At 36.2% G+C, this 13,663-nt stretch carries 13 protein-coding genes; 5 read left to right on the forward strand and 8 right to left on the reverse strand.

The features are described from left to right. Window positions 1-152: 152 nt before the first annotated feature. The 8 genes from RNZ46_RS02825 to RNZ46_RS02860 all read right to left on the reverse strand — a co-directional run bounded on the left by RNZ46_RS02825 (window position 153) and on the right by RNZ46_RS02860 (window position 8,503). Window positions 153-1,319 (reverse strand): formimidoylglutamase, encoded by a 1,167-nt coding sequence (locus RNZ46_RS02825; protein WP_316983878.1) that lies wholly within the window; start codon window positions 1,317-1,319, stop codon window positions 153-155. 3 nt (window positions 1,320-1,322) lie between these two features. After that, window positions 1,323-3,827: a type I DNA topoisomerase gene (topA, locus tag RNZ46_RS02830; protein ID WP_316983879.1), complete on the reverse strand. Its 2,505-nt coding sequence runs from the start codon at window positions 3,825-3,827 to the stop codon at window positions 1,323-1,325. 136 nt (window positions 3,828-3,963) lie between these two features. Further along, entirely contained in the window at window positions 3,964-4,722 is a 759-nt protein-coding gene (locus tag RNZ46_RS02835; RefSeq protein WP_316983880.1) for a hypothetical protein, read from the reverse strand. A 31-nt stretch (window positions 4,723-4,753) separates the two neighbouring features. Then, window positions 4,754-5,524 carry a hypothetical protein gene (locus RNZ46_RS02840; RefSeq protein WP_316983881.1) on the reverse strand — a complete coding sequence of 257 codons (771 nt, stop codon included), beginning with the start codon at window positions 5,522-5,524 and terminating at the stop codon, window positions 4,754-4,756. 128 nt (window positions 5,525-5,652) lie between these two features. Further along, window positions 5,653-6,906: an LVIVD repeat-containing protein gene (locus RNZ46_RS02845; RefSeq protein ID WP_316983882.1), complete on the reverse strand. Its 1,254-nt coding sequence runs from the start codon at window positions 6,904-6,906 to the stop codon at window positions 5,653-5,655. 172 nt (window positions 6,907-7,078) lie between these two features. Then, on the reverse strand, window positions 7,079-7,570 hold the full coding sequence (locus RNZ46_RS02850) for a hypothetical protein (protein WP_316983883.1): 492 nt from the start codon (window positions 7,568-7,570) through the stop codon (window positions 7,079-7,081). Window positions 7,571-7,583: 13 nt separating this feature from the next. Then, window positions 7,584-7,787: a hypothetical protein gene (locus RNZ46_RS02855; RefSeq protein ID WP_316983884.1), complete on the reverse strand. Its 204-nt coding sequence runs from the start codon at window positions 7,785-7,787 to the stop codon at window positions 7,584-7,586. Window positions 7,788-7,849: 62 nt separating this feature from the next. Beyond that, entirely contained in the window at window positions 7,850-8,503 is a 654-nt protein-coding gene (locus RNZ46_RS02860; RefSeq protein ID WP_316983885.1) for a hypothetical protein, read from the reverse strand. Window positions 8,504-8,685: 182 nt separating this feature from the next. Between RNZ46_RS02860 and miaB the strand changes: the two genes are divergently transcribed. From miaB to secG, 5 genes are all read left to right on the forward strand, one after another. Beyond that, the gene (miaB, locus tag RNZ46_RS02865; RefSeq protein WP_316983886.1) at window positions 8,686-10,134 is read left to right on the forward strand and encodes a tRNA (N6-isopentenyl adenosine(37)-C2)-methylthiotransferase MiaB; all 1,449 of its coding nucleotides are present in this window, start codon (window positions 8,686-8,688) and stop codon (window positions 10,132-10,134) included. A 90-nt stretch (window positions 10,135-10,224) separates the two neighbouring features. Then, window positions 10,225-11,493 (forward strand): sigma-54 interaction domain-containing protein, encoded by a 1,269-nt coding sequence (locus tag RNZ46_RS02870; RefSeq protein ID WP_316983887.1) that lies wholly within the window; start codon window positions 10,225-10,227, stop codon window positions 11,491-11,493. Window positions 11,494-11,623: 130 nt separating this feature from the next. Continuing rightward, on the forward strand, window positions 11,624-12,127 hold the full coding sequence (lptE, locus tag RNZ46_RS02875; RefSeq protein ID WP_316983888.1) for an LPS assembly lipoprotein LptE: 504 nt from the start codon (window positions 11,624-11,626) through the stop codon (window positions 12,125-12,127). A gap of 104 nt (window positions 12,128-12,231) precedes the next feature. Further along, entirely contained in the window at window positions 12,232-13,167 is a 936-nt protein-coding gene (locus RNZ46_RS02880; protein WP_316983889.1) for a DUF8458 domain-containing protein, read from the forward strand. Then, window positions 13,167-13,529 (forward strand): preprotein translocase subunit SecG, encoded by a 363-nt coding sequence (secG, locus tag RNZ46_RS02885; protein WP_316983890.1) that lies wholly within the window; start codon window positions 13,167-13,169, stop codon window positions 13,527-13,529. Before RNZ46_RS02880 ends, secG begins: the two co-directional genes overlap by 1 nt. Window positions 13,530-13,663: the final 134 nt, after the last annotated feature.

The following is a 13,663-nucleotide window of genomic DNA, read 5'->3' on the forward strand; positions in this document are numbered from 1 at the left end:
ACTCGAGGTTAATTATTTAAGCTTCATATTCGAGAGCGTAAACATATTTATATATTTTTTAAAAAACAACTTTTTTTACAAAAAAATTACATTTCATCGTGAAAAAATTACATTTCACCGACAAAATAGACGGTTTGACCATACTTTGTCTTTTAGATACAATTCTTTTGAAATGCTTTATACCACCGTTCTGGCACCTTATTTTTGCAGGCATCCAAATAATCTTGATGCATGCAAGGTAATAACGTATGCCTTTTTAATTTATTATTGACTTCTGATAAAAAAGGAATCTCAATCCACCACCGGCCTGTTTTTACACTCTTGTAAAACACCAGTTCTTGCTCATCGACCAAAGCAATGAATTTTTGATAGCTTTTTTCATCTGAGAAATCATCATCTTTCACTCTAAAATTAACACCTTCGATAAAGTACCAAATCATTTGGGCAATTAGGAGTGATGTAATTTCGTCGTCTTTTGATGGTTTATATTCATAAATTCCGAACGACGACACCTTATTACTTATACCTGCATAACGTGCAATGGCACAAATTTCTTTACCATCTAAACCGTTGGGTGAAAATTTTTGGTTGATGCTAAGCTCTGACGCTTTTACGGCGCTTAAATCGATACTTACAATATTGGCATCGCGCAGTACCGGCTCGACAATGGTTATATCGTTTGACACTTGACCCAATCTATACGATTCAAAATAAAGCTTATCCATCAAATCGATTTCTTCCTGCGAATTAAAATAGGTTTGGTAGCCTATGGTGGCATAATTAAACAGGTTGTAGGGTTCGTCTAAAATAATCTTCCCAACAAAACTGTTGTTTTTTATGGGTTTTGCCGAATCGCCTAAATTAAATTTGCTATCTACATTTACCACGTTAACCATGGGTATTAAGGCATCGTAAGCCCTATAATTGGCATAGGTTAAATCTTGAGAGCCACCCAAAATAAGCGGGATTATTTTCCTTTTAACCAATATGGTAATGGCTTCTTTTAATGCAAAATAAGTATCTTCAACACTTTCGCCCTTGTCTATATTACCTAAATCGGCAACAGTAGTACTCCAACTTCCGGGAAAAAGGGCATACAGCGATTTTCTGATTTCGTTAAGTTGAAATTCTTCGCCAATATAATTTACGTCGTTTCTATTTTCTAAAACACCGAGGATCGCAATATTAACACCATCTAAATCTGGGATACCATTTTGAGCAGAATGAATTCGTATTTTCCGTCCCAACGCCTGCGATGAGAGTAACTCGTTATGCGCTACAACCAAATCTGAAACAGGTGCAAGAAAATTAAAGTTCATAAATTATTTCTTTTTAGCTGTTGTTTTTTTCTTGGTCGTTTTCTTTTTGGCTGTTTTCTTTTTGGGTGCTTTAGCTTCAATTAAAGCCTTGGCCTCTTCCAATGTCATGTCTGACACATCAACGGTTTTTGCCAATTCTACTTTTACCTTTCCTTTTACAACATTGTGCCTTCCCCAACGTGCTTTTTCAACACGAATGCCTTCATCTTCCCAATTATGAATGACTTTATCGATTTCTTTTTGAATTTTTGTTTCAATCAATTCAACAATATCTTCATCAGATAAATTATCCCAATCGTATTTTTTGTTTACGTTAATAAACATATTGTTCCATTTTATAAATGGCCCAAAACGCCCTTTACCTTTTTGCACCGGTAAATCCTTATACATATATATAGGAGCATCGGCTTTTTGTTTTTCTTTAATTAAAACAATGGCATCGTCTAGCTCTACGCTTAGCGGGTCGGTGCCTTTTGGCAACGATACAAATACGCTGCCGTGCTTAACGTAAGGCCCATAACGCCCGTTGTTAACTTGAACATCTTCACCTTCAAAAGTTCCTAAATCTTTTGGAAGCTTGAACAAATCCATGGCTTCATCGTAGGTAATGGTATTTAATTGTTGATCTGGGCTTAAGCTTGCAAATTGTGGCTTTTCGTCGTCATCAACCGTACCTATTTGCACCATAGGCCCAAACTTGCCCAATCGTACACTAACTTGCTTACCCGTTTTGGGGTCTTTACCTAAAACACGTTCACCAGATTCTCTTTCGGCATTTTCTTTTACATCTTCAACCTGCGGATGAAAATCTTTATAAAACGATTTCATCATTTTAGTCCAATCCTCTTTACCATCGGCAATATCATCAAAATCGGCTTCCACTTTTGCCGTGAAATTGTAATCTAAAATCTGCTCAAAATGATTGACTAAAAAATCGGTTACAATCATTCCTATATCAGTCGGAACGAGTTTTCCTTTATCTGAACCCACTTTTTCGGTAAGTGTTTTATCTTTTATTTGTCCGCTTTTAAGAGTGAGTTGTGCATAGTTTCGTTCTTCACCTTCAACCGTTCCTTTCTCAACGTAATTTCTGTTTTGAATGGTTGAAATGGTTGGCGCATAAGTAGACGGACGACCAATACCCAATTCTTCTAATTTCTTTACTAAAGAAGCTTCGGTGTATCTTGCTGGCGGACGCGTATAACGCTGGGTTGCTGTAATGTAATTATTAAGCAGAGTCTCGTTGGTTTTCATGGCCGGTAACATACCATCTTGCTCAACATCTTCATCATCGGTACCTTCCAAATACACTTTTAAAAAACCATCAAAAGTGATGACTTCGCCGTTTGCTGTAAAGGTTTCTTTATGTGTTGATGCACTGATTTTAACATTGGTTCGCTCCAATTCTGCTTCACTCATTTGCGAGGCAATTGAACGTTTCCAAATTAAATCGTATAACCGTGCTTGGTCATAATCGATATCAACCGAATGTGTTGCAAAATTTGTTGGACGAATAGCTTCGTGAGCCTCTTGTGCGCCTTTTGCTTTGCCTTTATAATTTCTTGGTTTACTGTATTTGTTGCCAAACGCCGCCTTAATTTCGGCCTCTGCACCTTTTCTGGCTTCGTCGGATAAATTAACGCTGTCGGTTCTCATATAAGTAATTAAACCGGCTTCGTACAGGCGCTGTGCCATCGTCATGGTTTTACTTACTGAAAAATAAAGTTTACGCGATGCTTCTTGTTGTAATGTTGATGTAGTAAACGGTGCTGCAGGTGATTTTTTAGCTGGCTTTTTTTGTAAATCGGCTACTTTAAAATCGGCTGAAGCATTTTGTTCTAAAAACTTTTGGGCTTCTTCTTTGGTTGAAAAATTCTTAGGTAGTTTGGCTTTGAAAGTTTGGCCGTCTTCGTTTGAAAACTCCGCATCAATCCTGTAGGAAGCCACCGGTTTAAACCCCTGAATTTCACGCTCCTTTTCTACAATTAATCGCACTGAAACGGATTGTACACGACCTGCCGACAAACCGCCTTTTACTTTACGCCAAAGCACTGGAGAGAGTTCGTAGCCCACAATTCTGTCTAACACGCGGCGTGCTTGCTGCGCATCAACCAAATCGTAATCGATACCTCGTGGATTATCAATGGCACGTTGAATGGCCGTTTTAGTTATTTCGTGAAAAACAATACGTTTGGTTTTTTCTTTATCCAGCTTTAAAGCTTCGGCTAAATGCCATGCAATGGCCTCACCCTCGCGATCTTCATCACTTGCCAACCAAACCATTTCTGCTTTTTTAGCTAAGTCTTTCAACTTTTTTACAACTGCTTTTTTATCTTTGGAAACTTCGTATTTTGGTTTAAAATCACCATCAACATTAACGCCCAATTCCTTTGAAGGTAAATCGGCGATATGCCCAAAGCTCGACTCCACTTTAAAATCTTTTCCTAAAAATTTTTCAATGGTTTTCGCTTTTGCTGGTGACTCAACAATTACTAAATTCTTCGCCATACTTGATTTTTTGAAGCTACAAATGTATATGAAAAAAAGTTTATCTATAACTTTTTATGGATAATCTGTGAATTAATTCATAAAAAAAGCCTGTATTTTTATGCATAAACACAGGCTTTTACAATGATTTTAAAATTTATTCTACGCTTGTTCCTATTTCTTCAATAGCACTTGTTTCGTTAAAACCCACGGATTCCTTATAAACAAAATACGCTGGTAAATATGCAAATGATGCGGTGACGAACACCCCAATAAAACACATAATCATTCCAACCAATTGAGCCAAAATACTGGATATAATAAGTAATCCAAAGGTTATTAACCACTTTTTATTTCCTAACTTAAATCCAACTTTTACGATATCGGAAGCGGTTAAGTCTGGATTAAAGGCATAAATGACATTGATTAATGCGATGGGCACCATAACATAAAAAACAGGCAACACACAAAGCAGCGCTGCTATTAGACTAATTCCGAAGGTCATGGCCGCCAATTTTATGGTTTTACCTAAATAGGGCTTTTTAAAGAAGTAAAAATAATCATCAGACCCCGCTTCATTTAAATCCTTTATTTTACAAATTCTATAAAATGCTGATTTTAAACCGAAAGCAATAATCATAGCAAAAAAGCTAAATACTATTGTAATAAGATAAAAAGGGATAAGCAGCGCCATATTTGGTTCTTGCCCTTGTTGCATGGCTTCGGGCTCAATAACCCCAATGGCCATCATGGGTAAAAATGTAATTAAATAAATAGGTATCATTAATACCATAGTTAAGAGCAGCATCAACAAACCTTGCACCCAAACCTTTTTAAAAAGTTCAATGGACTTACCAAAAATATCGCCAAAATCTAAGTCTTTTGCATTTTCAATTTTTTGTAATAATGTGTTCATAGTATTCATTTATTTTAATTTTATGGTTAGTTTAATAGTTTGATTCGTCGCCCATTCCTATTTGGTCTATTTCATTAATTTCCTCAAAACCCACAACCTCTTTATAAATAAAGAACACAGGTAAATAGGCAAGTGATATGGTAAAGAACAAGCCAACAACACAAGCCAAAATCCCTAACATGGCTAAAATGCCGGTAACAAACATGGCACCAAATGTGAGCAGCCATTTTTTATTACCAAGTTTAAAACTGGCTTTGACAATTTCGCCTTCGGTTAAATTTGGATTATTGGCAAATATGATGGAGAAATACGATAGCGGCACCAGCACATATATATATGGTATAAAAAACAGGAGTTGTGCAAGTGTTGAAATGCCAGTGTAAATTAACCCGAGCATAAACACTTTGCTAAAATATTCTTTCTTAAAAAAATAAAAGTAATCGTCGCCTTCATCCTTTCCTAAAACGTGATTTTTACATATTCTATAAAATGCCGATAAAAACGCTATAGTTAAGGTGCTTGCCAAAATAGACTGCGGAACACTATAAAGCGCATTTGCGGAATAGAAGGTTAAAAACGATTCCATTTCAAACCCATTTTCAAACAGGTAATTTTCTGGGGCCAATCCAATTAATGAAAACGTAAAAGCAATTACAAAACCGCCAACCATTAAAAACAAAATGGCTAAAAAGCCTTTTAACCAAACTTGTTTAAACAAATCGATTGATGCTGAAATTACGTCGCCAAAATCTAAACTTTTGGCATTGTTTATCTTTTCTTCTAATTGGGGAAACGAATTCATTTTGGTTGCGGTAATATTTTGGTTAGGGTTAAAATGAAATTTTTCAGCAATATATAACTTTATACTTTTAACAAAAAAAATCCTGCGTAAAAGCAGAATTTTTTTATTCTATTTTAATTTTAACGGGGTCAATGCAACGAATACGTACTTATTAACGTTACATCGTTGTTACTGCCATACTCGTATTGATACAAGGTTTCCCCTCCTATCATAATCAACGTATGTTCCAAAGGAATAACATCGGTGGCATGAATTTCATCAAAGGATTTTGTCAGTTCTATGTTTAGCGGATCCGATTTATCAAACAGTTTTAAGCCTGCCGTACCATCGCAAACAAAAAGCATTTGGCCTTTTATGCCTAAGCCATACGGATTTTCCAATCCATATCGTGCCGCTAAGGCTGGCTGTGTTTTATCGCTAATATCAATAACCTCCAAAACACTTTCCTGTTGCCCGCATAAATTACCACCGCGCAGGGTTACGTAGGCATAATCGCCATCAACCACTACGGGATCACAGCTTTCCCAATGCACAAATTCTGAGACATACTCTGGTAACGACGGATTTGCCAAACTATAAATATACATACCTCTGGTGCTGCCTAAATACAAATGATTATCGGCGTGAAACATGGTTTCAATATTGATTCCGGCGTTAATCGAATTTTCGAAAGTAGGTTGCGATAAATTACTAATATTAAAGGTTTTCATTTGAGACTCGCCCACGGTGTACAAATAATTGTTTACAATTTGAAAGCGTGCCAATGAGCCTCCTGTTCCGGTATTGGATTCGGCGCTTGGTGCAAAGTTAGAGTTTGCCAAGTCGAAATAAGGCCCGTAATAACCAGGTTGATTGCCAACTTCGCGACGCTCTAAAACCGCAGACCACCCAACAATAATGTGCTCGTTAGAATCATAATCTTTGTAACTAACAGCTTGAACATCGGCCGGAAAATCATAATTGGGCATGGGCAAAAACATATCTTCCAAGGTTGTTGTTTTTGTTATATTATTAATATCGGATATATCAAAAACCACCAAATCAATCGAGCTATCGGCGAACAGATGATTGTCTTTTACGGCTATATCTACATTTCCAGGTATGTTTATAAATGCTTTAGCCATTGGGTTTTTCGGGTCGGTATTATCTAAAACGTGGATGCCTTTGTTTACTTCGTTTATAAAAATGAAGTTGTTGTAGGCATAAATTTTTCCTGCTTCTTTTATTGGAACGGGTGCTTCGGCTTTTACCGAATTTCTAAACGCGGTTTTGCTCATTAATTCGGGTGTTGCTACTTTTACAAACTCGTATTCAATATTATCTTTATCGCAGGACATCATGCCGAAAAAGACAAGGCTTAATAAAAGGAATTTTAATTTCATGGCGTTTTTTATTTAGTTGATTAATATTTATAATTCAATGAAGATTCCAAACCTTCAATATTCAATATAATTTCTTGGTCTTTATTGATTTGCAAGGGTTTTATATTATCCACTAGGATTTTCGTAAGTAGATTCAAATTAGTAGTAAAATCACATACGGCTTGACATTTCGTTATTCTTTCAGTTTAAATTTACCCGCTATATTTCTATTCTCATTTCCATAAAACGTAACGTCAATTGAAATATCCCATTCTGTTTCAGATATTTTTTCTCCACTTATAATTCCTTTAGGTAAAAAGTCTTTATCTGGATTATTTTCAAAAACACAATAACAATATTTTGATAAAACAATTTTAGCAATAGTCAATTCTTCATTTGTGAAATTGAATTCATCAATGCTGTCACTAATTTCAAAACGTATAAATTCAGAATATTCGTCATCTACAACATTAATTCCACCTTCAGTTGAATATTCATATTCGAAAACCAAGCTGTTCCCTTCTTTAATTTCCCCATATTTTATATAAGTTACATCGTTTGATACAATATTCAATTTTTTATTTTTAAAAAAACGATAAGCATAAAGATCACTATTATTATCAGACTCTGAACAAGAGATAAAAATAATGCCTATTAAAACTAAAACTATTTTAAATGTTTTCATTTATTTTTAATTTTTAATGAATGTCAACTAATTGATATTCCCAAGTATTGCCATCGCAACCCGAGGCACTTACTGTAACCGTTAAACAATTTCCAGCTATTTCTGCATTGCTCAATTTAAAGCTTTCAGTATGTAAATTATCGTATTTTTCCTTATCTATTATAACCGTAAAGTCACAGTCTAAATCAACAACATCATCACTATCTTCGCATTGCATGTTTATAAAGCAAAGGCAAATCAAAAATAAAAACAATAGTTTTTTAATCATAACCGTATTTTCTAATAGATTAACATGGGCACTCCGTTTTGGCACGTTACCCCTTTTGGCTGTTTTGGCACATCGCAGGTCGAGACAATGTCCCATTTTATATTGTATGCGTTTTCGGCTTCATTATAAGCTTCAACTTTTTGCAGAAAAGCATCCGTATCAATCTGATTTGAATACGCTATATAACCCTGTGGGCCACCACAAGCTTTGGCTCCGTAAGCTGTAAATAACCAATTGTCTGCATTGGTGCAAGACTCGCCTATACTTAAAATGTAAATCTCGTTATACAAATCCATTAGTTTTTGGTGGTCTTTTTCCTGTTCGGTCAATTCTCTTTTTACAATCAATTCCGTTTCGGAAACCGATACAATACGCCACGCATAATTTATTGGGTAAAACTCTTGGGCAATGGTAACCAATGTGTTTTCTAATACCCAATTACCATTATAATCGGAATACACTAAAGGTGGCGTACCACACCAACCCGAAGAACGTTCAACAAAACCGCCATTGGCTTTAAACATAATACCAGGTCCGTTATCTGGCAAAGCAGCGGCTCTTTTAAAAACGGTTTGTTCTTCGCTGTAATTAGGCTCAACCCAACTACCAATTAATAAATTATCGGGGTCTGGAATAACATTATCGTTGCTGTCACAAGCAAACATTAGGAGCAAAAAGATTAAAAACGTACTGATTTTCATTATTTAAAAGGTTTATTTGATAGATGCTAAATCTATCAAAAGGTTGCGTAATTTTTAACACAAAATAACATGACATTGTGTCACTAAAATACAAATTAGTTGTATCTTTGCACACTTATTGACCGCGTAAGAGGTAGCAATCAATTATGGAAAAGATAATAGACGAAAACAAACAAGGGCAATCCTTGGTTTTAGAACAGAAAAAAGAAAACACGCGCAAGCTTTTTATTGAAAGTTATGGATGTGCTATGAATTTTAGCGATAGCGAAATTGTAGCCTCCATTTTAACCAATGAAGGTTTTAATACGACCCAACATTTAGAAGAAGCCGATTTAGTTTTAGTAAATACTTGCTCCATTCGTGATAAAGCAGAACAAACCGTACGCAAACGTTTAGAAAAATACAACGCCGTAAAACGCGACCATAACCCGAAAATGAAAGTGGGCGTTTTAGGCTGTATGGCAGAACGTTTAAAAACAAAATTTCTTGAAGAAGAAAAAATTGTCGATTTAGTTGTTGGACCCGATGCGTATAAAGATTTACCCAACCTTTTAGCCGAAGTTGACGAAGGTAGAGACGCCATAAACGTAATACTTTCAAAAGAAGAAACCTATGGCGATATTTCGCCCGTGCGTTTAAACTCCAATGGTGTAACGGCCTTTGTATCGATTACCCGTGGTTGCGATAATATGTGTACGTTTTGCGTGGTGCCGTTTACGCGCGGTCGCGAACGCAGCAGAGACCCGCAAAGCATTATTGAAGAAGTTAACGATTTATGGAACAAAGGTTTTAAAGAAATCACCTTACTTGGGCAAAATGTAGATAGTTATTTGTGGTATGGCGGCGGCCTTAAAAAAGACTTTGTAAAAGCGAGCGATTTACAAAAAGCCACTGCGGTGAGTTTTTCTAATTTGTTAGAATTGTGTGCCAAAGCACAACCTAAAATGCGTATTCGTTTTTCAACATCAAATCCGCAAGATTTAACGCTGGACGTTGTTGAAACCATGGCGAAATACGATAATATTTGTAACCATATTCATTTACCAGTGCAAAGCGGAAGCGACCGCATTTTAAAAGCGATGAACCGTTTGCATACCCGTGAAGAGTATATGAGGTTGATTGACAATATTCGCAGAATAATACCGAATTGCGCTATAAGTCAGGATATGATTGTTGGTTTCCCAACAGAAACCGAAGCTGATTTTAAAGACACGGTCTCGCTAATGGAATACGTAAAATATAACTTCGGATATATGTTTACATATTCAGAACGCCCAGGCACTATGGCTGGACGAAACATGGAAGATGATGTTCCTGAAGCCACAAAAAAACGTAGACTGCAAGATATTGTAGATTTACAACGCAAACACAGTGAGATTAGAACCAAAGAATGGCTCAACACCACGGTAGAGGTATTGATTGAAAAAGAATCAAAAAAATCTGATGCACAATGGTCGGGTCGCACACCCCAAAACATCGTTTGTGTATTCCCAAAAGGTGATTTTAAAGTGGGTGATTTTGTAATCGTAAAAGTTACAGATTGTACGAGTGCAACGTTAATTGGGGAAGCGGTTGAGTTAAGTAAAAACAATTAACTGGCTGTTATTTCTGCCAAAAGCAGGAATTCACAATTTTAAAATAAAGTTTAATTAAACAGATTCCTGTCTATGCAGGAATGACAAAATATGGAATCCGTTCAAGCAATAAAACAACGTTTTAGTATTATAGGCAATACAAAAGCACTAAACCGCGCCATTGAAAAAGCAATTCAAGTGGCGCCCACAGATATTTCGGTTTTAGTAACTGGCGAATCCGGGGTTGGTAAGGAAAGTATTCCTAAAATTATACATCAGTTATCGCACAGAAAACACAATAAATACATTGCGGTAAACTGTGGTGCCATTCCTGAAGGCACTATTGACAGTGAGCTTTTCGGACATGAAAAAGGGGCGTTTACAGGTGCCACACAAACACGAAGCGGCTATTTTGAAGTGGCCGATGGCGGCACTATTTTTTTAGACGAAGTTGGTGAACTCCCATTAACCACCCAAGTGCGTTTATTGCGTGTTTTAGAAAATGGCGAGTTTATAAAAGTAGGCTCCAGCAAGGTTCAAAAAACCGATGTGCGCATTGTTGCGGCAACCAACGCAAATATGTTTCAGTCTATTCAAAAAGAAAAATTTCGCGAAGATTTATACTACAGATTAAGCACCGTAGATATTCATTTACCACCACTGCGCGAACGTCAAGAAGACATTCATTTATTGTTCAGAAAATTTGCCAGCGATTTCGCATTAAAATATAAAATGCCTACGGTAAAACTAACCGATAATGCCATTCAGGTTTTATTAAAACACCGTTGGAACGGAAATATTCGTCAGTTACGCAACGTCGCAGAACAGGTTTCTGTTTTAGAGCAAAACCGCATCATTACCGCCGAAGTGTTAAAAAGTTATTTACCAACATCGGGCAGCAATTTACCGGCCATTGTTAAAACAGCCAAATCAGAAAGCGATTTTAGTAGCGAGCGAGAGATTTTGTATAAAGTCCTTTTTGATATGAAAAGTGATTTAAACGATCTGAAAAAACTCACCATGGAACTCATGAAAAATGGCAACATAAAAGATGTTGAAAAAGACCACGGCAGTTTAATTCAGAAAATTTATGGCGATGATGATGACTCCGAAACAGATTACGAAGAAGCCTTGACGGAAACCGAGGTAATTTCGATTCCTGAGCACTCAAATACGAAGACTGAAAACACAAGCAAACAAGACAAATATCACTTTGCCGAAGAAATTGAAGAAGAGGAAACCTTATCGTTACACGACAAAGAATTGGAATTAATCAAAAAATCGCTTGAGCGTCACCAAGGAAAACGTAAATTAGCCGCAGCCGAATTGGGCATTAGCGAACGCACCTTATACCGAAAGATTAAACAATACGATCTTTAAAGGATTTTGGCAGTCGCAGTCCAGAAAGCTGTAAGGTGCGTAAAGCAGTTAAACGCAACATTAAAAAATAATAAACGTTTTACAATTAATAACTAAAATGTCACACTGAGCCTAGTCGAAGTGTTTATAAATGAAACATATAAAATACATATTTTTAGCATTAACAATCGTAACATTTGAGTCCTGTGGTTTCTATGGTTTCACCCAACCCAGTTCGATAAAAGCTGACACTTTTCAGGTAAATCGTATCGAAAATAGCGCTTTATTATTTGAACCTGGATTAGATCAAGATTTTCAACGAGCCTTACAAGACAAAATAGTAGATCAAACCAATTATAAATTAGAAACCTCTAATGCTGACTTGGTATACGACGGCGAAATTACAACTTACAGAATTTCCCCTACTACGGCAACATCAGATAACAGAGCAGCGCAAAACCGGCTCACTATAGGTGTAAAAATAAGTTTTTACAATACCAATAACGAAGAAGACAATGTAGACCAAAGCTTTTCGTTTTTTTATGATTATCCAGCCAATGCACAACTTGTTGGCGCACAAAAAGCGACCGCACACGAAGAGATTTTTGAACGTTTAACACAAGACATTATTAATGCTACTTTAGCAAAATGGTAAATTTCAGTCCTAAGTTTGCAGTAGCAACAAGCAGTAATAAAAATTTAAAAAAGTTGTCATTTCGAGTGAAACGAGAAATCTCATAATAGAAGTCAACTTAAACAATGAATAGCACCGATTTCACATACATCCTTCAAAACCCTCAAGCCATATCACATGAGCAAACCGAGGCTATAAAATCTATTATTGATGAGTTTCCATATTTTCAATCGGCACGTGCAGTGTACCTTAAAGGCTTAAAAGACCAAAGTAGTATTAATTACAATCAAGAACTTAAAACCACGGCGGCATATACTACCGATAGGAGTATTTTATTCGATTTTATTACCTCCGAAACTTTTATTCAAAACGAAATATCGCAATTCATCAAACAAAACACAGCGCATTTAAAAGATATTAAGGTTTCGGTTGAAGACATTTCCATAAACAAAAGCGTGGCTATTGATGAGGCCTTAAAACAACAAATTAAAGATACCGATGGTGTTTTAGACCCAGCCTTGTTTCAACCCAAGGAAGAGCGACCCAAAAAAGCCTTTGTTTTAGATGATTCCGAACGCATTGAAAACGTTACAAAAGACACCAAAACACAAGAAGCATCGGCTACCGATATTCTAAATTTAGGAAAGCCGCTTCAGTTTGATAAAAGAGAAAGCCATTCATTTAACGAGTGGTTAAAATTAACGCGTTTTAAACCCATCAAAAGAGAAAAAACGATTTCTTTAAAAGAAGAAAAAGCTGTTTCAGAAAAAACCGAAAAGGCTAAAAAATTTGAATTAATAGACAAGTTTATCTCACAAAACCCAAAGATAAATCCAACTAAAGCCTCCTCGTCAAAAGGCAATCTCGCCAAAGCGCAAATGATACAACCCGAAGCTTTAATGACCGAGACTTTAGCACGGATTTACGTCGAGCAGAAAAACTATAAAAAGGCAATTCAATCTTACAACATTTTAAGTTTGAAATATCCAGAAAAAAGTAGTTTCTTTGCAAACCAAATTAAGGCGGTAGAACAATTACAAGAACAAAATAACACAGAATAATGAGTACGTTTACAATATTTTTAGCATTAATCGTAGTGGTAGCGTTTTTACTAGTGGTAGTAATTATGGTACAAAACCCTAAAGGTGGCGGGTTATCGTCGTCGTTTGGCGGTGGTGGCACACAGCAATTGGGTGGTGTAAAAAAGACAACCGATTTTCTAGACAAAAGCACATGGACTTTGGCAACATTGCTATTGGTTTTAATATTAGTGTCTAATGTAGCCATTAGCAGAGGTGGAGAAACTTTAGATTCTAAAGCTTTAGATACCGACGCTACAACAACACAGCCATTGCCATCAACAACACCGTTACAAACTACTAATGATGATGCTCCGGCAACAGCAAAAGATACAGCACAGTAATTAAATAGTACTGTAAACAAAATGCCAACTCAACCAGTTGGCATTTTTTGTTTCTGCAAGTTTGTCAGTTAAAAAGTATTGGCACATTTTTAGCATAACGCTAAGCCGTTAAACATAATTTAATTAATTAAAAA

This window comes from Hwangdonia lutea (assembly GCF_032814565.1).
Classification (GTDB): Bacteria; Bacteroidota; Bacteroidia; order Flavobacteriales; family Flavobacteriaceae; genus Hwangdonia; species Hwangdonia lutea.